The following is a 17,547-nucleotide window of genomic DNA, read 5'->3' as shown; positions in this document are numbered from 1 at the left end:
GGTGAGAACTTGTTTGGCTTGTTCATGGCTCCATCTTCTCAAGAGTTGGAGCCTCCTCAAAACCCGGGGCGGTTCAGTCCGGGTTTGACGGACACCTTTGAACGGGAAAGGGCAAAAGGGGGCAAAAGGGGTCAGAGACATTATCCGACGAGGAGTGGTGGTCTGAGCTGATGATGGGGCTTGGTTCGGGCTGCGAGGATGGGGCTGGTCAGAAGATGGCGGGAGGCCGTCATGCCACGTCAGCGCCGTCTGGACTTGCCCGGGGTTCCGCAACACGTCATCCAGCGCGGGAACAATCGCCAGCCGTGCTTCCTGCGCGTGCAGGACTACCGGTGCTACCTGAGTCAGCTCGGTGAGGCAGCCCTGGCACACGGTTGTCGAGTCCACGCCTATGTATTGATGACCAACCACGTGTACCTGCTGATGACGCCGGAGGTGACCGGTGCAGTCGCTCGAACGATGCAAGCTCTCGGTCGCCGCTATGTGGGTTACTTCAATGCGACCTATCGGCGCAGCGGCACGCTTTGGGAGGGGCGCTACAAGTCCTGCCTGATCGACAGCGAGCGCTACCTGCTCACTTGCTACCGCTACATCGAGCTCAACCCCGTGCGCGCCGCGATGGTGGAGGCGCCGAGCGACTATGCCTGGTCAAGCTACCGCGCCAACGCGGAGGGCGTGACCGACCGTCTCGTTCACCCGCACGACGCGTATGCTCAGTTGGGTGCGACAGTTGATGAGCGCTGCGCTGCCTATCGTGCCTTGTTTCTTGAAGCGATCGGGGAGGATCGAATGAGCGAGACTCGCGCTTACGTCCAACAGCAGCGCGCCCTGGGAACCAGCCGGTTTCAAGACGCCATTGAGGCAGAACTGCGACGCGTCGCGACGATAAGGCCGCGAGGCTGGCCGCCAGGAAAGCCCCGAGCTTCCGGGACCGGTCGTGAATAATGTCTCTGACCCTTTTGCCGACCCTTTTGCCGCCTTTTGCCCACCCCTTTTGCCCTCCCGGTCAGTGCACACTGATCGCCCGTTTTATCCTTTTATGCCTGGATTCAGTGACGCCATGAAATTTTTTTCAATCAAATTCATATGTCTGGGGATATTGCTTTTCCCGTCGCTTCTGATGGCTGATACAGATGGGACCAAGCAGATCAAGACAATGACTGTCGTGACGGAAGATAGCGACAGGCTTTTTATGGACATTCCCGGGGGGTCGGCTGCAGAAAATGGCTTATTCATCTCATGATGCTTGTTGGGTCATTGGCCCGAGTCAGCTTGACTTGCATGGAGGGCGCCTAAGCCTGGTGGGATTTCAGCTCACCTATAATTCGAGTGATTCCAAGTCGGATCAGGATGAGGTTACCCTGTATGTTCCAATGATTTTCGGGGGCTCGGACGGCACTGACCTGGGTTATCTTGAGGCAAAATTTCATTCCAATGGTTACGCTGACATCGACATATGGCGTGAAAAGATCAGCGCAACAGCGCTTGATCATTTCACCATAAGAAAATCTGAACACAAAGATCAGTGCAGTTCCTGACAGCGAACTGGCCAAAAACAGGGGTGGCAAGAGAGCACTGGCGGCAGGGTTTTGCACCGTGGCCGGGTGCAGTTCTGGCCGCAATTAGGGAACGAACATCCCGGCCCGGGGAAAACCAAGAGCCAGCTCACTCTTACCCCTTTTGATCTCAAGGAGCATAGCATGTTAAAGAGTCAATTTAAGAGCCTATTTTTCGTCATTTTCTTTATATTTTCCATATCACTTGGCAATGCTGCGATGGCAAGTGGCTCTATGCCTGTAGAGCAGCTTAAGGAGGCGATAGTAAAGATACGCATGAGCGAGCCGTCGACAGCTGCCCGGACAGCTGCTGCGGAGCATCTTGCGGAATTGACGCGCGAAACAAACCCCCAAGAAGTTGATGATAAGACCGTGGCCGACATAATGTCACTTATGGATACCTCTGACGATTCTGTGCGTTATTGGGTGGCTAGATCTTTGGGTAATCTTGGGGTGCGAGCAAAAATAGCGGCTCCCAAGCTTCAAAAAATATTGATTGAGGTGGATTGTATCCAAGGTAGTTTAACTTCGGCATCAGGCATTCGATTTGCATTGGCTCAAATGGGCGCCCCCTCCCCGCCCGCCGCATGCTTTGGAACATTTGACTCCAGATCCAAGTAAGAAAAGCAGAGGTCACCATTTCGCCACCCGAGTCAATAGGCGCGCAAAAGCCCGTCTCCGAAGCAGACTCGGGGTTAGGTCTTGTCTTGTTTTGCCACATTGCCAGGCGCAGGCTGCCCGTATGTCCCGCTCACTTCGCATTGAGTTTGCTGGCGCGCTGTATCACGTGATGGCGCGAGGTGATGCGCGCGCAGCGATCTTTCTGGACGAGGAGGATCGGCAGGCGTTCTGTACAGGGCTGGCGCACACAGGCGAGCGCGTCGAGTGGCGGCTATGGGACTATTGCTTGATGGACAACCACGAGCACCTGCTGGTCGAGACGCTGCAGCCGACACTTTCGCGAGGGATGCGCGAGGTCAACGGGATGCGCGAGGTCAACGGCGTCTATACGCAGGCATTCAACCGCACGGTCATGTGCTGCAGGGACGTTACAAGGCCGTGCTCGTCGACAAGGATCGCTATCTGCGGGAGTTGTCGCGCTATATCGTGCTGAATCCGGAACGTGCTCATCTGTGCGAGACCGCCGGTGACTGGCCGTGGAGCAGCTATCGCGCGGTGATGGGAAAGCTGCTGCACTGTAGACGCTGGCGGTGGCAGAGACCTTGGCAATGTTTTCGGAAGATCGAAAGCAGCAACAACTATGTGGAGATGAGCCTGTGCTTATATCGACGGTTTTTGCGGCGCTTCTGTTTTGGCAGGATATATTTCCTGGCGCGAATCCCGTCGGTGAATTGCCACGCGTCAACCAGTGTGTTAAAGATTCTTGTGAGCTAAGCAGTGCTCAGTTTCTTGCAGCAAGCGATGCACTGAAAAGGTTTAACAACAGCTTCTCGGGCACTGCAAAGTCTATAGTCGTGCATGGTCTCAATTCGATAGAGGTCACGGTATTTTTTCACAATGGTTCATTAGATGTGGCGCGGACATATATTTACAGTTCGGAGCTTGATCTAATAAGAGAGTATCCAAACAGATAGAGGTTCTCTCTCCAATCAAAGGGGACAATCAGAGGAGACCCAAGCATGACTAACCGTGTTGCTTGAGTCGGCTCGATGATCCAGCGCAAGCGCCAGGTTGTCGGGCAATCCCCTACCGTACCCCGAAGACCATCAGTGAACATCCCGGCCTGCGTTGCGCGACGTCAAGATGCTTCGCGCGGGCGGGACGGTGACCATTCCACGCCTTGCCCTGGCCCGCCTGGAAACGGGTTGCCGCCGACCCAGCCTTGCCGCACGCGGCACTCGTCGTCGAGCACGACCAGGTCGGCGCGATGGCCCGCTGCGATGCGGCCGTGGCTTTCGCCGAGGCCGAGGAAATCCGCCGGATAGGTGCTGGCCATGCGCGCCGCCTCGTCCAGCGGCAGGCCGAGCAGGTGCACCGCGTTGCGCACGGCCGTGGCCATGTCCAGCGCGGAGCCGGCCAGCACGCCCTGGGCGGTCTGGCAGATGCCGTCCTTCGCGGTGATGGTCTCGCCGTTGAGCACGTAGTCGGGACTGTCCGAACCCACCGGCGGCATCGCGTCGGTGACCAGCAGCATCTTGCCGCGCGGCTTGGCGGCGATCGCCACGCGCAGGCTGGCCGGGTGCACGTGGTGGCCGTCGACGATGATGCCGCACCAGCTGTCTGCGTCATCCAGCGCCGCGCCGACCACGCCGGGCTCGCGGCTGCCGAACGGGGTCATTGCGTTGAACAGGTGGGTGAAGCCGCGCACGCCCGCATCCAGCGCGGCGCGGGTGGTGGCGTAGTCGGCGGCGGTGTGCCCGGCGCAGACCACCAGGCCGGCGTCGACCAGGGCGCCGATGCTGGCCAGCGGCACCTGGTCGGGCGCCAGCGTGATCAGCCGCACGCCCCGATGCGGCGCGCACAGCAGCGCCATCTCGTCGCTGCCGGGCGCGTGGAAATACTTCGCGTCGTGCACGCCCTTGCGCGCCGGCGCCAGGTACGGGCCTTCCAGGTGGATGCCCAGCACGCCGGGCACGCCTTCGGCCAGCGCCTGCTCCACCGCCGCCACCGCTTCGCGCATCACCTCGACGCGGTCGCTGATCAGCGTGGGCAGGAAGCCTGTGGTGCCGAACCGGCGATGCGCCGCGCCGATCCGGCGCAGGGTTTCCACCGTGGGCGCCTCGTTGAACAGCACGCCACCGCCGCCATTGACCTGTACGTCGATGAAACCCGGCAGCAGCGTCGCGCCGTCAAGATCGTGCTGCTGCGCCTCGCGCACGCGGGGATCGGCGGGCGGCAGCAGGTCGACGATGCGTTCGCCATCGAGCAGCACGGCAAGATCGTCGCGCCAGCCGTCGGGGGTGAGTACGTGGGCGTTGGTGAGGGCGATGGTCATGGGCATGGGCGAGGAGTGAGTGGGAGGAGTGAGGAGTGAGTGAGAGAGCAAAGCCAGAGCAAGGGTCGGAGCGGAGCCAAGGCACTCATTCGGCCTCGCCACTGCTTTCTCTCACTCCTCCCCCCTCACTCCTGGCTCCTAGACTGTCTCGGTGACCTTGTTGAGGTGCGGCGGCACGTCGGGATTGAAGCCGCGGCGCAGCGACAGTTCACTGGCCGCCCGATAGAAGCTCTGGATGATCAATAACGGCGTGAGCATGGCCGGCAGGCCCGTCGCCACCGGCAGCATCCCCGCGCCGTGCAGGCCCGGCGCGGCCACCAGCACCTGGGCGCCGCGGCCACGGAACTCGCGCGCCACGGCCAGCGTGCTGTCCAGCGTGTCGTCGTCCTGGGCGAAACACAGCACCGGGAAGTCGGGGCCGACCAGGGCCATTGGCCCATGCTTCACCTCGGCCGCGCTGAACGCCTCGGCGTGCAGGCCGCAGGTTTCCTTGAACTTCAGCGCCGCCTCCAGCGCGATGCCGAGGCCGTAGCCGCGGCCCACCACGAACAGGTTGTGGGCACCGGCGAGCGCGTCGCACAGCGGCGACCAGTCCGCGCTCCAGTTGTCACGCAAGGCCTGCGGCAACCGCTGCAGTGCGTCGCCGAGTTCCGCGTCGTCCAGCCAGCGCGCGCACAGGTGCAGCACGGCGGCCAGCGCGGCGATGTAGCTCTTGGTCGCGGCCACGCTGCGCTCGGGTCCTGCATGCAGCGGGATCACCGTGTCGGCCAGCGCCGCCAGCGGCGAATCCTCGACATTGACCAGCGCCACCACGCGCGCGCCGGCCCGTTTCGCGGCCTCGGCGTTGCGCAGCAGGTCCGGACTCTTGCCCGACTGCGAGATGGCCAGGAACAACGCGCCCTGCCATTGCTGCTCGGCCGCGTACACCGAGGTCACCGACGGCGACGCCGAGGCGGTGGCGATGCCCAGCCGCGTCTCGAACACGTACTTGGCATAAGCCGCGGCATGATCGGAACTGCCGCGCGCGCAGGTCACGATGAAGCGCGGCGGCTCGGCACGCAGCGCGGCGGCCAGCGCGGCGACCACCGCTTCGTTGGCGGCGAACTGGCGCGCGACCACGTCGGCCGATTCGTGCGCTTCGGAGTACATCAAGGTGTCGCGGGCGGCCATGGGCGTCCTTCAGTCGGTCTGCAGTTCGGCGACGAAGTCGTAGATGTCGCCGCGATACCAGGAACAGGTGAACTCGACCACGCGGCCGTCGTCGAGGAAGCTGCGCCGTTCGATGCTGAGGCCGGCACTGCCCACGCTGACGTGCAGCAGCCTCGCCTGTTGCGCATTCAGCGAGACCGCGCGCAGCCGTTGCAGGGCGCGGCGCGGGCGCGCGTCGAGTTTCTCCAGTGCCTCGTACAGCGAGTCGTGCACCAGCAACGGATCGGGCAGCACGCTGGCCGGCACCACGCTGCGTTCGATCGCCAGCGGCTCGTCCTGGCCATAACGCACGCGATGCAGGCGCACCACCAGCGAGCCGGGCGACAGGTTCATCGCCATCGCCTCTTCCGGGGTGACCTCGCCGATGCCGCGCTCGAAGAATTCCGAACGCGGGCGCAACCCACGTTCGCGCAGGTCCTCGGTGAAACTGGTCAGCCGCGACATCGGCTTGACGATGCGTTCGGCGATGAAGGTGCCGGCGCCGTGGCGTTGCGTGAGCAGGCCTTCCTCGACCAGGCCGGCGATCGCCTTGCGCACGGTCACCCGCGACAGCTTCAGCACCTGCGACAGGTCGCGCTCGCTGGGCAGCGCCTGGCCCGGCTCGATGTCGCGGTGCTCGACGATGTTGCGGATCGCCCGGCGCAGGCGCAGATAGGCCAGCGGCTGGTGCGTGGCCGGATCCTGGCAGATCCGGCGGTATTCGTTGGCCAAGGCGATTTCCATCCGGTAAAGATACCAATGGCAAACCACTGACCGCAAGGCCGGACCGGCAACCGGTCGTTTCAGATGCAACCGATCGCGCCGCACCGGCCTGCCTGCCGGATCAAATGAATTCGTATGCAGCCCCGTAGTCGTTCTGGTATTTCACTGGTACTATCGACCCTCCTTCGGGCAAGACGCGCCATTCGGCCTTGCCCGCCAGCCGGCATCGTTCGAGGTGACTGCGTGACTGCTTCTACCCAATCGGTTGATCCGTTCGACCTGGTGATCTTCGGCGGCACCGGCGACCTCGCCCTGCGCAAGTTGCTGCCCGCACTTTTCCACCGCTTCCTCGATGGCCAGATCCCCGGCAGCAGCCGCATCGTCGGCGTCGCCCGCGAGACGCTGGACGACGCGGGCTACCGCGCCCAGCTGCGCGAGGCGCTGATCGGCATCTGCGATGCGCGCCAGCTCGACGTATTCCTGCAGCAGGTGTTCTACCGCCCGCTGGATGCGCGCAAGGACGAGGGCTGGGACGACTTCGCCGCCTTCATCGGCAGCGAACCGGAACATGTCAGGGTTTTCTACCTGTCGACCTCGCCCGAGCTTTTTGTCGACATCTGCACCCGGCTCGGCCACTACAAGCTCAACGAAGGCGCCTCGCGGGTGGTGCTGGAAAAACCGATCGGCCGCGACCTGGCCAGCGCGAACCAGATCAACGACGCGGTCGGCAAGGTGTTCAGCGAATCGCAGACCTTCCGCATCGACCACTACCTGGGCAAGGAGACCGTGCAGAACCTGCTGGTGCTGCGCTTCGGCAACGCGCTGTTCGAGCCGCTGTGGAACGCCGGGCACATCGACCACGTGCAGATCACCGTGGCCGAAACGCTGGGCGTGGGCCACCGCGGCTCCTACTACGACCGCGCCGGCGCACTGCGCGACATGGTGCAGAACCACATGCTCCAGCTGCTGTGCATGGTCGCGATGGAGCCGCCCTCGTCGCTGGCGCCCGATGCGGTGCGCGACGAGAAGCTGAAAGTGCTGCATTCGCTGAAACCCATCGACGAAAGCAACGTCAGCCAGCTCACCGTGCGCGGCCAGTACCGCGCCGGCGTGGCCGACGGCGCCAGCGTGCCGGGCTATCCGGAGGAGCTGGGCAACAACAAGTCCAACACCGAGACCTTCGTGGCGCTGAAGGCGGAGATCGCCAACTGGCGCTGGGCCGGCGTGCCGTTCTACCTGCGCACCGGCAAGCGGCTGCCCAGCCGGGTGTCGGAAATCGCGGTCACCTTCAAGCCGGTGCCGCATTCGATCTTCGGCGGCGACGCCGGCACGCTGGCGCAGAACCGGCTGGTGCTGCGGCTGCAGCCGGACGAAGGCGTGAAACTGTGGCTGACCATCAAGCACCCCGGCCCCGGTGGCCTGCGCCTGCGCCACGTGCCGCTGGACATGAGCTTCGCCGAGGCCTTCGGCGTGCAGCAGCCGGACGCGTACGAACGCCTGCTGCTGGACGTGGTGCGCGGCAACCCGACCCTGTTCATGCGTCGCGACGAAGTGGAAGCGGCATGGCACTGGGCCGGTCCGATCCTGGCCGCCTGGGCCGACAGCGGCGAGCCGCCGCGGCCGTATACCGCAGGCAGCTGGGGGCCGAGCGCCGCGGTGGCGCTGATCGAACGCGACGGCCGCACATGGAACGAAGACGGTGAGTAAGTCGTCCTCGCGCCGCACGATTCACCCCGCCATGCCGACGCGTGACACAGACTGCAGCCTCCTTCCCGACGCGAAGCGCGCCGGCAGCCGCTGACTGCCCACGGCGCCACCATTCCTCATGACTCCATCACTCAACGTCACCACCCACAGCTTCACCGACTGCCGCGTCCAGGCCACCGCGCTGGCCGAACGCATCGCCGAGCGCCTGCGCGCGGGGCTGGCCGAACGCGGCCACGCCGTGCTGGCGGTATCGGGCGGCAGCACGCCGAAGCAGTTGTTTGAACAGCTTTCACGCGAGCAGCTCGACTGGAGCCGGGTGCAGGTCACCCTGGTCGACGAGCGCTGGGTGCCCGATACCGACGAACGCTCCAACGCGCGACTGGTGCAGTCGCTGTTGTTGCAGCACGCCGCCGCCGCCGCGTCCTTCGTTCCGCTGTACACCGGCGATGCCAGCCCCGAAGCGGGACTGGCCACCGCCAGCGCACGGATCGGGGCGCTGCCGCTGCCGTTCGACGCCGTGGTGCTGGGCATGGGCGACGACGGCCACACCGCCTCGTTCTTCCCCGGCGGCGACCATCTGGCCGAGGCGCTCGATCCCGATGGATCGGCGCCGGTGCTGCCGATGCATGCCGCAGGTGCGGGCGAGCCACGCATCACGCTGACCCTGCCGACCCTGCTGCAGACACGGGCGCTGTACCTGCTGGTGACCGGCGAGAAGAAGCGCGACCTGCTGGCCGACGCACGCCTCGGCATCGGTGCAGCACGGGACTATCCGGTGCGCGCAGTGCTGACCCAGCAGCGCGTATCGGTGGCGGTGTACTGGTGCCCTTGATGGCGAGAAGTGAGTGGAGAGGAGTGAGAAAAGAGAGAGAGCCGGAGCCAGAGCTCCTGTCCCATGCCTTGGCACTGCTTTCTCTCACTTCTCACTCCTCGTCTCTCGTTTCTCGCTCCTCCCCACTCACTTCCGGATTTGAATCATGACCACGCTGCATCCCGTCATCGCCGAAGTCACCGAACGCCTGCGTGAGCGCAGTCGCGAGACGCGCGCGGCGTATCTGAAGCGCATCGACGCGATCGACCGCAGCGGGCCACAGCGCGAGCATCTTTCATGCGGCAACCTTGCACACGGCTTCGCCGCCTGCGGTACGGACGACAAGGCCGCGCTGCGCAGCGGCCGGCGCGCCAACCTCGCGATCGTCACCGCGTACAACGACATGCTCTCGGCGCACCAGCCGTACGAGCGCTATCCCGCGCTGATCCGCCAGATCGCCCGCGACGCCGGCTTCACCGCCCAGGTCGCCGGCGGCGTGCCGGCGATGTGCGACGGCATCACCCAGGGCCAGCCCGGCATGCAGCTGTCGCTGTTCTCGCGCGACGTGGTGGCGCTGGCCACCGCGGTGGCGCTGTCGCACGACATGTTCGACGGCGCGCTGTTCCTCGGCATCTGCGACAAGATCGTGCCGGGCCTGCTGATCGGCGCGCTCTCCTTCGGCCACCTGGCCGGCGCCTTCGTGCCGTCGGGGCCGATGCCCAGCGGCATCCCGAACGAGCAGAAATCGAAGGTGCGCCAGGCCTATGCCGACGGCAAGGCGAGCAAGGCCGAGCTGCTCGAAGCCGAAGCCGCCTCGTACCACACCGCCGGCACCTGCACCTTCTACGGCACCGCCAACTCCAACCAGATGCTGATGGAGATCATGGGCCTGCACCTGCCCGGCGCCAGCTTCACCGCACCGGACACGCCGCTGCGCGACGCGCTCACCGCCGAGATCGTGCGCCGCGTCGCCGCGCACAGTGCATTGGGTGACGCCTTCCTGCCGCTGGGCCACATCATCGACGAGCGCGCGATCATCAACGGCGTGATCGGCCTGCACGCCACCGGCGGCTCGACCAACCATCTGCTGCACCTGGTGGCGATCGCGCACGCGGCCGGCATCCAGTTGCGCTGGGACGATTTCGACGCGCTGTCCGGCGTGGTCCCGCTGCTGGCCCGCGTCTACCCGAACGGCTACGCCGACGTGAACCAGTTCCACGACGCCGGCGGCATGGCCTTCCTGATTGACCAGCTGCTGGGCGCCGGCCTGCTGCATGGCAACGTGCAGACCATCTTCGGCACCGGCCTGGACGGCTACGCGCAAATCCCGCAACTCGACGAGGCCGGCGCGCTGCACTGGGCGCCGGTGGCCAAGCAGAGCGGCAATCGCGGCGTGCTGCGCGGCATCGACGAACCGTTCCGCGCCGACGGCGGCCTGCGCATGCTCGAAGGCAACCTCGGCCGCGCGGTGATCAAGGTGTCCTCGGTGCCGGACGACCGCCTGCTGATCGAGGCGCCGGCGATCGTGTTCGACGACCAGGACGACGTGGCCGGCGCCTTCAAGCGCGGCGAACTCAACCGCGACTTCGTGGCGGTGGTGCGCTTCCAGGGCCCGCGCGCGAACGGCATGCCCGAACTGCACAAGCTCACTCCCACGCTGGCCTTGCTGCAGGACCGCGGCCACCGCATCGCCCTGCTCACCGACGGCCGCATGTCCGGCGCCTCCGGCCGCGTGCCGGCGGCGATCCACGTCACCCCCGAGGCGGTGGCCGGCGGCAACATCGCGAAGATCCGCGACGGCGACATGATCCGGTTGGACGCGGCGAATGGACGTCTGGACGTCTTGATGGAAGCGCACGAACTGGACGCCCGCCTGCCGCACGTGGCCGACCTGTCGCGCGAACACAGCGGCATGGGCCGCGAACTGTTCGGCCTGTTCCGCCAGGCCGCCGCCAACGCCGACCTCGGCGCCGGCGTGCTGTGAACCTTTGCCCCCTCCCCTGCTAGCAGGGGAGGGTTGGGGTGGGGTCGCTCTTGATCTTCCCCGCCACCTCGGACAACCCCCTCCCGACCTCCCCCTGCGCGCAGGGGGAGGAGCCAAGACAACCGGAGCTTTCCGTGACCACCTCCATCGAACAAAAGCAGCAGCAAGTCGAATCCCTGATGCGACTGGCGCCGGTGATCCCGGTGGTGATCATCGACGACGCCCGCCACGCCGTGCCGATGGCGCGCGCGCTGGTCGCCGGTGGCATCCCGACGATCGAGGTCACCCTGCGCACGCCCGCCGCGCTGGACGCGATCCGCGCGATCGCCGCCGAAGTGGAAGGTGCGGTGGTCGGCTGCGGCACCGCGCTGACCGCGCGTGACCTCGAGGCTGCGCGTCAGGCCGGCGCCCGCTTCGCCGTGTCGCCGGGCACCTCGCCGCGGCTGCTCGACGCGGCCGACGACAGCGAGCTGCCGCTGCTGCCCGGTGTGGCCACCGCCAGCGAGGCGATGGCCCTGCTCGAGCGCGGTTATCGCCACCTGAAGTTCTTCCCCGCGGTGCCGGCCGGCGGCCATAAGCTGCTCGGCGCCTGGGCCAGCCCGCTGCCGCAGATCCGCTTCTGCCCCACCGGCGGCATCAGCCTGGCCAGCGCGCCGGAGTTCCTGCGCCTGCCCAACGTGATCTGCGTCGGCGGCTCCTGGCTCACCCCGGCGGACAAGCTCGCTGCGGGCGACTGGCCCGGGATCGAGCAACTGGCCCGCGAGGCCGCCGCGCTGTCCTGAGCGCCCGTCCTGAGCGCCCGTCCCGGGCTCCGGACCGGTTAAGGTGGGCCGTACCCGGCGCGGCCCACGCGCACCTGTTCGACCAGGACTTCATCGCGTGAATCTCGGACCACTCGCTCTTTCCTCCGGCCTGCTGGCCTTGCTGTTCGGCGTGATCGCCGCGCTGGCCACGGCCGGCTTCCTGCATCGGCGTGGCTACGCCGACACCGGCAACCCGCTGTTCCTGATCCTCGGCCTTGGCCTACTCGGCGCGCGGCTGGCCTATGTGGCCGGCTGGTGGCCGCAGTACGCGCAGCAACCGCTGAGCATCCTGAACATCCGCGATCACGGCTTCGATCCGCTCGCGGGCACGCTGGGCGTGATCGTGGCCGCGCTGCTGGTCGGCTGGCGCCGGCCATCGCTGCGGCGTCCGCTGGCCGCCAGTGTGGCCATCGGCATCGCGGCCACGGGCTTCGCCGGCCTGCTCGCCTACAAGCTCACCGCGCAGGCGCAGGCGCCGCTGCCCACGCTGCAGCTCGGCGATCTCGACGGGCGCGCGGTGGATGTCGAAAGCCTGCGCGGCCAGCCCACGGTGATCAACCTGTGGGCCACCTGGTGCGGCCCCTGCCGGCGCGAGATGCCGGTGCTGGCCGAGGCGCAACGCACGATGCCGCAGGTGCGTTTCGTGTTTGCCGACCAGGGCGAGTCCGCGGCCACGGTGAGGCAGTTCCTGCAGGCGCAGCAACTGACGCTGCAACACGTGCTGACCGACGAGAACCTGCAGCTGTCGAACTACTACAACGTGCGCGGCTATCCGACCACCTTGTTCATCGATGCCCGCGGCCGGCTGCGCGACACGCACATGGGCGAACTGTCGCCGGCGACCCTGGCCGATCGCCTGCAACGCATCGAGGCGGATATGCCGCCGTCCCCCGCGGGACGCTGATGGAACGGTCGCACGCACCGGCGCCCGCCACGCTCGGCCGCATTGCGCTGGCCGGGCTGTTGTTCTTCATCCTGGTTGCCGTGGCGGTGCAACTGCTGCGCGGCGACCTGGACTGGCGGGATGCGCCGCTCAGCTTCTACCTGCTGGATGCGTACGGCCACTGGCTGCAGGCCGCCTACGTCGTGCTGGCCATCGCGCTGTACGCGCTGGGCGCGGGCTATTACCGGGCGCTCGACGCGCGCCAGCGCAGCGCGGCGCCGTGGCTGCTGTTCACCGCTGCCGGCCTCGGCCTGTGCGTGACGGCGCTGGCGCACAGCAACCTGCCCGGCCGTGCGCCCACGCTGGAAGGCTTCGTGCACGGCGTGGCGGCGCAGGCGGCCTTCCTGTGCGTCACCGTGGCGGCGCTGCTGCAGTCGTGGCGGCTGCGCGTCGATCCACGCTGGCGCCGGCGGTTCGCGCCGGCCTTCGGGCTGGCGCTGGCGGGCTTCGCCGCGATCTGGGTGGATGCGCTGTGGCATGGCATGCCGCGCGGGCTGGAGCAGCGGCTGGTGATCGCGCTGATCCTGGCGTGGCTGCTGCTGGCCGCCGGCTGGCTGTGCCGTGGTCGGACGGCAGCCGCCCGCGAATTCCCGCTGTAACCCTCAGCCGGCCAACTCGCTTTCCAGTCGCGCCATCACCGCGTCGGTGACGCGGGCGCAGCGCTGGCCCATGAACGGGAAGGCTTCGCCCATGGTGGTGGCCAGCTGATCGTGCAACGCGGCGCGCAGCAGGCGCCGGGCGCGATGCAGCCGGGTCTTCACGGTCTCCGGCTTGATCGCCAGCAGGGTCGCGGTTTCCTCCACCGAACACTCTTCCACGTCGCGCATCATGTACACGGTGCGGAACGCCGGCGGCAGTGCGTCGATGGCGTGTTCGAGCAGGCGGCGGATCTGCGCGCGGGCGGCGGACACGGCCGGATCCTCGCTGCCGAACTTCGACGGAAACTGGATGATCTGGTGGCTGTCGTCGGGCGCCGCGTCGACCTGCTCCAGGCCCACCATGGTGTGGCGCTTGCGCAGCCGGCCGCGCGCCTCGTTCAGCACGATGCTGGTCAGCCAGGTCAGCAGGGTCGAGTCGCCGCGGAACGAATCCAGCTTGTGATAGGCACGCATATACGATTCCTGCAGCACGTCTTCCGCTTCCGAGTCTTCGCCGAGCACGGCGCGCGCCACGCGGAACAGCCGCTGGTTGCAGCGCTGCATGATGTGGCGGAACGCCTCGCGATGGCCGGCGCGAACCTGCGCCACCAGCGCGTGGTCGTCCAGCGCGGCGTAATCGATGGATGCGAGATGGGCATGGGCTGACATGGTTTTCTCCTTTTACACCGATCCGATGCGGCAGGGCGCTCCGGGGTTCCCGTTCAGCCGGCCAGCGCCGCCAGGATTTCCCGCCGCCGCGGCTCCCGGGCGAATTCGCCGAGCAGGCGCCGGGTCTGCATCGACACCCCGTGCGCGCGCACCCCGCGCGATGACAGGCAGGCGTGGCTGGCCTCGACGATCACCGCCACGCCCCGCGGCTGCAGCACCCGGGCCAGGGTATCGGCGATCTCCGCGGTCAGCCGCTCCTGGATCTGCAGACGGCGACCCAGCGCCTCGACCAGCCGCGCCAGCTTGGAAATACCCACCACGCGCCGGCTCGGCAGGTAGGCGATGTGCACCACGCCGGTGATCGCCGCCATGTGATGCTCGCAGGTCGACTGCAGCGGAATGTCACGCAGGATCACCACCTCGTCATAACCACCGACCTCGCCGAAGGTGCGGCTGAGCAGTTCGGCCGGATCCTGCCGGTAGCCGGCGAACCATTCCTCGTACGCCCGCACCACGCGGGCGGGCGTGGCCAGCAGGCCTTCGCGGGCGGGGTCGTCGCCGGCCCAGCGGATCAGCGTGCGGACGGCGGCCTCGGCCTCGGCGCGGGTGGGGCGCGGGCAATCCGCGATCGGCAACGGCGCAGCGGCGGCGGGCGTGGGGTTCTGATCCAGTTCGAGCATGCAGGCGGTATCGGTGGGATGACAGCTGATCCGATGCAGGCGCCCCGCGCGAGGTTCCCGCGGCGTCCGCCTCGCCGGCCGGAACCTGTGCCCCGCTGCTGCATCTCATGGGCACCGGCAGCAATGCCGGCCCCTTCTTCACGGAGCATTCGTCATGACCAAGTCCTTGTTCGCCCTCGTCCTCACCCTCGGCCTGGGCAGTTTCGCCAGCGCATACGCCGCGCAGGCACCGGCCGCAGCGCCCGCGATCAACGACGCGCAGATCGCCCACATCGCCTATACCGCCGGCGTGATCGATGTCACCGCGGCGAAGCAGGCGCTGCAGAAGTCGCACAACAAGGCGGTGCGCGCGTTCGCCGAGGAAATGGCCCGCGACCATGCCGCGGTCAACGACCAGGCGCTGGCGCTGGTGAAGAAGCTGGGCGTGACCCCGCAGGACAACCCGACCAGCCAGTCGCTGGCCGGCAACGCCGCGGCCGAGCAGAAGAAGCTGGCCGCGCTCAGTGGCAGCGCCTACGACAAGGCCTATGCCGCCAACGAAGTGGCTTACCACAAGGCGGTCAACGCGGCCCTGCAGGACACCCTGATCCCATCGGCGCAGAACGCGGAGCTGAAGTCGCTGCTGGAAACCGGGCTGAAGCTTTTCCAGTCGCACCAGATGCATGCCGAGCATCTCGCGCAGAGCCTGAAGTAGGGAGAGCGCGATGCTGCGCATGACGACACTGCTGTGCGGCCTGTGGCTGCTGGCCGTCGCCTCGCTACCTGTCGCCACGGCCGCCGGTGCGCCGGCGTCCGCGGCGCATGCCCCGCGGGTGCACGTGATCATGATCGACAAGATGCAGTACGGCCCGGTGCCGACCGACGTACGCGCCGGCGACATCATCGAATGGACCAATCATGACATCCTCGAACACAGCGTCACCGCGCGCGACGGCAGCGTCGATCTCGACCTGAAGGCGGGCGCCAGCGGACGCTTCACCGTCACCGCCGGCAGCCACACATACTTCTGCAAGTTCCACCCCACCATGACCGCCACCCTGCTGGTCAGGTAATGGCGGTCAGGTAATCCGGCGGCAAACTCGCTCCCCCCGAGGCTGCAGGCCCGCACTGGCCGCCTGCGGCGTCGCCGGTTTCCCGGCCATGACACGCGCCCCACCCCGGCCTGTCGTGGCCGGATTCTTTTCGCGACTCAGCCGCCCGGCGGAGTGCGGGTCAGCTCCACGCCATCGACCACCATCTTCCAGGCGCCCTGGTCCTGATGCGGCGGCACCGACACCACGAAGGTGGTCTTGATCGGGCCGACGCCGACCACGAAGTTGTCGCCTTCGAACCTCTGCAGCGGACCATTGACCGAGGTGCTGCTGCCGTCCTGCATGCGCTTGTACTGGACGTTGCCGCCCGCGGTGATCAGCAAGGCCATCTTCTGCGCCCGCCAGTAGCCGGCGTAGGCCGCCTTCTCCGGCGGCAGCGGCTTGGCGCAGGCGGCCAGCAGCAGACAACACGACACGAGCACACCCATCCCCTTGTTGCGCATGTTTCCCCCATGCAGGGCATTCGCCCCGCGCTGCGTGATCAGGCCACTTCCCGCCAGTTGAAATACTTTCGGTCAGCGATGCGCAGCAGGTCAAGGTCTTCGCTGGTATCGCCATAGGCGTAGACGCAGTCGAAATCGCCGCGGTTGTACCGCTCCAGCACCCGGCGCGGCTTCTCCGCACCCACGCACTGGCGGCCACGATAATGGCCGCTGTAGCGGCCGTCGACCCGCTCCAGCTCCGAACAGATCAGCGCCAGTCCGTGCTGCTCGCACCAGTGCCGCAGGTAGACGTCGAGCGCGCCGGACACCACCACGACCACGTCGCCCTGGGCCTTGTGCCAGGCGATGCGCTCCATCGCCTGTGCGCGCAGCACGCCCGGCAGCACTTCGCGCGCAAACCGTTCCCCGGCCTGGTCCAGCCGCGCCAGCGGTTCGTCGCGAAAGCCGAAGCGCACCACCTGCGAGCGGATGACGTTGCTGGAGACCAGCCCCAGCTTGTAGCCGATCACCACCGGCGCCAGCAGCACCCTGCCGGCAGCCAGCCGCCGCGGGGTCACCGCGAAGTGCATGAAGTCGGAAAACATTTCGCGGCGGGTGATCGTTCCGTCGAAATCGAACAGGGCAAGATTCATGCGTCGATGCATCCTTTCGGCCAGAACAGCATGCGCGACGTTGACGAGGCGTCCTTGCTGAATCGTCAGACCTGCTCAGGTGGAAGAAAAGTACCTATCAACGCAAGAACGAAAAACAGGACGCCAATGATCACCGCAACAATGTTCCAACCACTGAAGTTTCGATTCGGGTCGTGGCCTGGTGCGGCTTGGCTGTTGATCGCGTTTATTGCTTGTTGCACGGGGAGCATGAACAAGACGGCGAAGAACGTCACTAGCCAATACGGGTCCGGCAGTCTCCAAAGTATCGTCAGAACGATCCATCCCGCAGCCAGTGCACCGGCTGCGATCGAACCGGTACCGGTCTTCTCGGCCTGGTCGCGGACCTTCTCAAACAGTGAATAGCAAAAAAACACGCCAAACAATGACCGCATCACCGGGATGATATCCGAGCTCTCGCGACGCTTGATCAGCTGCCAGTTTTTATAGAACCAGTAAATCTCATAGAGTCCGAACGTGCATATTGAAAGTACGAGAAGCTTGGTCACGGAAACGGGGAAGAAGAAGATTTCCGTCGATTGCTCGATCTCTCCCAACGGAGTTGCTGGAGCCTGATACGGGTTATGCACTTTGATTTCCCTGTAGTGTGTCTTGCGGACCAGGCGCTTGCTCGCCATCGAAAGTGGGACGCCGCGCGGGCGCGCGCGGCCCAAGCCAGCCACGCACCGGCGTACGGCGACGCAC

The 17,547-nt window shown here is 66.2% G+C and carries 20 protein-coding genes; 12 read left to right on the top strand and 8 right to left on the bottom strand.

Annotated features, from left to right (window positions below; translation table 11 throughout):
• Positions 1-231 precede the first annotated feature (231 nt).
• From AC3A56_RS15280 to AC3A56_RS15265, 4 genes are all read left to right on the top strand, one after another.
• On the top strand, positions 232-945 hold the full coding sequence (locus AC3A56_RS15280; RefSeq protein ID WP_487770912.1) for a transposase: 714 nt from the start codon (positions 232-234) through the stop codon (positions 943-945).
• Entirely contained in the window at positions 938-1,243 is a 306-nt protein-coding gene (locus tag AC3A56_RS15275; RefSeq protein WP_487770911.1) for a hypothetical protein, read from the top strand. Before AC3A56_RS15280 ends, AC3A56_RS15275 begins: the two co-directional genes overlap by 8 nt.
• Before the next feature lie 457 nt (positions 1,244-1,700).
• Positions 1,701-2,177, top strand: coding sequence for a HEAT repeat domain-containing protein (locus AC3A56_RS15270; protein ID WP_487770910.1), 477 nt, complete (start codon positions 1,701-1,703; stop codon positions 2,175-2,177).
• 121 nt (positions 2,178-2,298) lie between these two features.
• Positions 2,299-2,670, top strand: coding sequence for a transposase (locus AC3A56_RS15265; RefSeq protein WP_487770909.1), 372 nt, complete (start codon positions 2,299-2,301; stop codon positions 2,668-2,670).
• A 645-nt stretch (positions 2,671-3,315) separates the two neighbouring features.
• On the opposite strand, the gene nagA is transcribed toward AC3A56_RS15265, so the two are convergent.
• From nagA to AC3A56_RS15250, 3 genes are all read right to left on the bottom strand, one after another.
• The gene (gene nagA, locus AC3A56_RS15260; protein WP_487770908.1) at positions 3,316-4,512 is read right to left on the bottom strand and encodes an N-acetylglucosamine-6-phosphate deacetylase; all 1,197 of its coding nucleotides are present in this window, start codon (positions 4,510-4,512) and stop codon (positions 3,316-3,318) included.
• 138 nt (positions 4,513-4,650) lie between these two features.
• The gene (locus AC3A56_RS15255; RefSeq protein WP_056763077.1) at positions 4,651-5,682 is read right to left on the bottom strand and encodes an SIS domain-containing protein; all 1,032 of its coding nucleotides are present in this window, start codon (positions 5,680-5,682) and stop codon (positions 4,651-4,653) included.
• Positions 5,683-5,691: 9 nt separating this feature from the next.
• On the bottom strand, positions 5,692-6,444 hold the full coding sequence (locus tag AC3A56_RS15250; protein ID WP_007807125.1) for a GntR family transcriptional regulator: 753 nt from the start codon (positions 6,442-6,444) through the stop codon (positions 5,692-5,694).
• A gap of 222 nt (positions 6,445-6,666) precedes the next feature.
• Here AC3A56_RS15250 and zwf point away from each other — a divergent pair, with 222 nt between their 5' ends.
• The 6 genes from zwf (at position 6,667) to AC3A56_RS15220 (ending at position 13,270) form a co-directional block, all read left to right on the top strand.
• Entirely contained in the window at positions 6,667-8,130 is a 1,464-nt protein-coding gene (gene zwf, locus AC3A56_RS15245; RefSeq protein ID WP_056714791.1) for a glucose-6-phosphate dehydrogenase, read from the top strand.
• A gap of 118 nt (positions 8,131-8,248) precedes the next feature.
• On the top strand, positions 8,249-8,962 hold the full coding sequence (gene pgl, locus AC3A56_RS15240) for a 6-phosphogluconolactonase (RefSeq protein WP_487770907.1): 714 nt from the start codon (positions 8,249-8,251) through the stop codon (positions 8,960-8,962).
• A gap of 145 nt (positions 8,963-9,107) precedes the next feature.
• Positions 9,108-10,925: a phosphogluconate dehydratase gene (edd, locus tag AC3A56_RS15235; RefSeq protein ID WP_487770906.1), complete on the top strand. Its 1,818-nt coding sequence runs from the start codon at positions 9,108-9,110 to the stop codon at positions 10,923-10,925.
• Positions 10,926-11,059: 134 nt separating this feature from the next.
• On the top strand, positions 11,060-11,707 hold the full coding sequence (locus AC3A56_RS15230; RefSeq protein ID WP_487770905.1) for a bifunctional 4-hydroxy-2-oxoglutarate aldolase/2-dehydro-3-deoxy-phosphogluconate aldolase: 648 nt from the start codon (positions 11,060-11,062) through the stop codon (positions 11,705-11,707).
• 97 nt (positions 11,708-11,804) lie between these two features.
• The gene (locus AC3A56_RS15225) at positions 11,805-12,632 is read left to right on the top strand and encodes a TlpA family protein disulfide reductase (RefSeq protein WP_487770904.1); all 828 of its coding nucleotides are present in this window, start codon (positions 11,805-11,807) and stop codon (positions 12,630-12,632) included.
• Complete coding sequence (locus AC3A56_RS15220; RefSeq protein WP_487770903.1) at positions 12,632-13,270, top strand: DUF998 domain-containing protein; 639 nt, start codon at positions 12,632-12,634, stop codon at positions 13,268-13,270. Before AC3A56_RS15225 ends, AC3A56_RS15220 begins: the two co-directional genes overlap by 1 nt.
• Before the next feature lie 3 nt (positions 13,271-13,273).
• Here AC3A56_RS15220 and AC3A56_RS15215 read toward each other — a convergent pair whose 3' ends face one another.
• Complete coding sequence (locus tag AC3A56_RS15215; protein ID WP_487770902.1) at positions 13,274-13,978, bottom strand: RNA polymerase sigma factor; 705 nt, start codon at positions 13,976-13,978, stop codon at positions 13,274-13,276.
• A 53-nt stretch (positions 13,979-14,031) separates the two neighbouring features.
• Entirely contained in the window at positions 14,032-14,658 is a 627-nt protein-coding gene (gene folE / locus AC3A56_RS15210) for a GTP cyclohydrolase I FolE (RefSeq protein WP_056714124.1), read from the bottom strand.
• Positions 14,659-14,812: 154 nt separating this feature from the next.
• Between folE and AC3A56_RS15205 the strand changes: the two genes are divergently transcribed.
• Together AC3A56_RS15205 and AC3A56_RS15200 are read left to right on the top strand one after the other, a co-directional pair.
• Entirely contained in the window at positions 14,813-15,352 is a 540-nt protein-coding gene (locus AC3A56_RS15205; RefSeq protein WP_056763061.1) for a DUF4142 domain-containing protein, read from the top strand.
• 19 nt (positions 15,353-15,371) lie between these two features.
• Positions 15,372-15,710 carry a cupredoxin domain-containing protein gene (locus tag AC3A56_RS15200; protein ID WP_235580598.1) on the top strand — a complete coding sequence of 113 codons (339 nt, stop codon included), beginning with the start codon at positions 15,372-15,374 and terminating at the stop codon, positions 15,708-15,710.
• A gap of 137 nt (positions 15,711-15,847) precedes the next feature.
• Here AC3A56_RS15200 and AC3A56_RS15195 read toward each other — a convergent pair whose 3' ends face one another.
• The 3 genes from AC3A56_RS15195 to AC3A56_RS15185 all read right to left on the bottom strand — a co-directional run bounded on the left by AC3A56_RS15195 (position 15,848) and on the right by AC3A56_RS15185 (position 17,480).
• Positions 15,848-16,192: a hypothetical protein gene (locus AC3A56_RS15195; protein WP_056714113.1), complete on the bottom strand. Its 345-nt coding sequence runs from the start codon at positions 16,190-16,192 to the stop codon at positions 15,848-15,850.
• Positions 16,193-16,230: 38 nt separating this feature from the next.
• Complete coding sequence (locus AC3A56_RS15190; protein WP_487770901.1) at positions 16,231-16,824, bottom strand: HAD family hydrolase; 594 nt, start codon at positions 16,822-16,824, stop codon at positions 16,231-16,233.
• 65 nt (positions 16,825-16,889) lie between these two features.
• The gene (locus tag AC3A56_RS15185) at positions 16,890-17,480 is read right to left on the bottom strand and encodes a hypothetical protein (RefSeq protein ID WP_487770900.1); all 591 of its coding nucleotides are present in this window, start codon (positions 17,478-17,480) and stop codon (positions 16,890-16,892) included.
• Positions 17,481-17,547 lie beyond the last annotated feature (67 nt).

Source organism: Rhodanobacter sp. Soil_C_14 (assembly GCF_057657335.1).
The sequence above is the reverse complement of the archived record's forward strand: the minus strand, read 5'-3'. Positions and strand labels throughout refer to the sequence as shown.

Bases quoted from the DNA above. Each gene is read 5' to 3' on its own strand.
- AC3A56_RS15200 (WP_235580598.1), top strand. From the start codon at position 15,372: ATGACGACACTGCTGTGCGGCCTGTGGCTGCTGGCCGTCGCCTCGCTA.
- AC3A56_RS15250 (WP_007807125.1), bottom strand. From the start codon at position 6,444: ATGGAAATCGCCTTGGCCAACGAATACCGCCGGATCTGCCAGGATCCG.
- AC3A56_RS15220 (WP_487770903.1), top strand. From the start codon at position 12,632: ATGGAACGGTCGCACGCACCGGCGCCCGCCACGCTCGGCCGCATTGCG.
- pgl (WP_487770907.1), top strand. From the start codon at position 8,249: ATGACTCCATCACTCAACGTCACCACCCACAGCTTCACCGACTGCCGC.
- AC3A56_RS15190 (WP_487770901.1), bottom strand. From the start codon at position 16,824: ATGAATCTTGCCCTGTTCGATTTCGACGGAACGATCACCCGCCGCGAA.
- AC3A56_RS15255 (WP_056763077.1), bottom strand. From the start codon at position 5,682: ATGGCCGCCCGCGACACCTTGATGTACTCCGAAGCGCACGAATCGGCC.
- AC3A56_RS15215 (WP_487770902.1), bottom strand. From the start codon at position 13,978: ATGTCAGCCCATGCCCATCTCGCATCCATCGATTACGCCGCGCTGGAC.
- AC3A56_RS15195 (WP_056714113.1), bottom strand. From the start codon at position 16,192: ATGCGCAACAAGGGGATGGGTGTGCTCGTGTCGTGTTGTCTGCTGCTG.
- AC3A56_RS15185 (WP_487770900.1), bottom strand. From the start codon at position 17,480: ATGGCGAGCAAGCGCCTGGTCCGCAAGACACACTACAGGGAAATCAAA.
- AC3A56_RS15205 (WP_056763061.1), top strand. From the start codon at position 14,813: ATGACCAAGTCCTTGTTCGCCCTCGTCCTCACCCTCGGCCTGGGCAGT.
- AC3A56_RS15270 (WP_487770910.1), top strand. From the start codon at position 1,701: ATGTTAAAGAGTCAATTTAAGAGCCTATTTTTCGTCATTTTCTTTATA.
- AC3A56_RS15280 (WP_487770912.1), top strand. From the start codon at position 232: ATGCCACGTCAGCGCCGTCTGGACTTGCCCGGGGTTCCGCAACACGTC.
- edd (WP_487770906.1), top strand. From the start codon at position 9,108: ATGACCACGCTGCATCCCGTCATCGCCGAAGTCACCGAACGCCTGCGT.
- AC3A56_RS15265 (WP_487770909.1), top strand. From the start codon at position 2,299: ATGTCCCGCTCACTTCGCATTGAGTTTGCTGGCGCGCTGTATCACGTG.
- nagA (WP_487770908.1), bottom strand. From the start codon at position 4,512: ATGACCATCGCCCTCACCAACGCCCACGTACTCACCCCCGACGGCTGG.
- folE (WP_056714124.1), bottom strand. From the start codon at position 14,658: ATGCTCGAACTGGATCAGAACCCCACGCCCGCCGCCGCTGCGCCGTTG.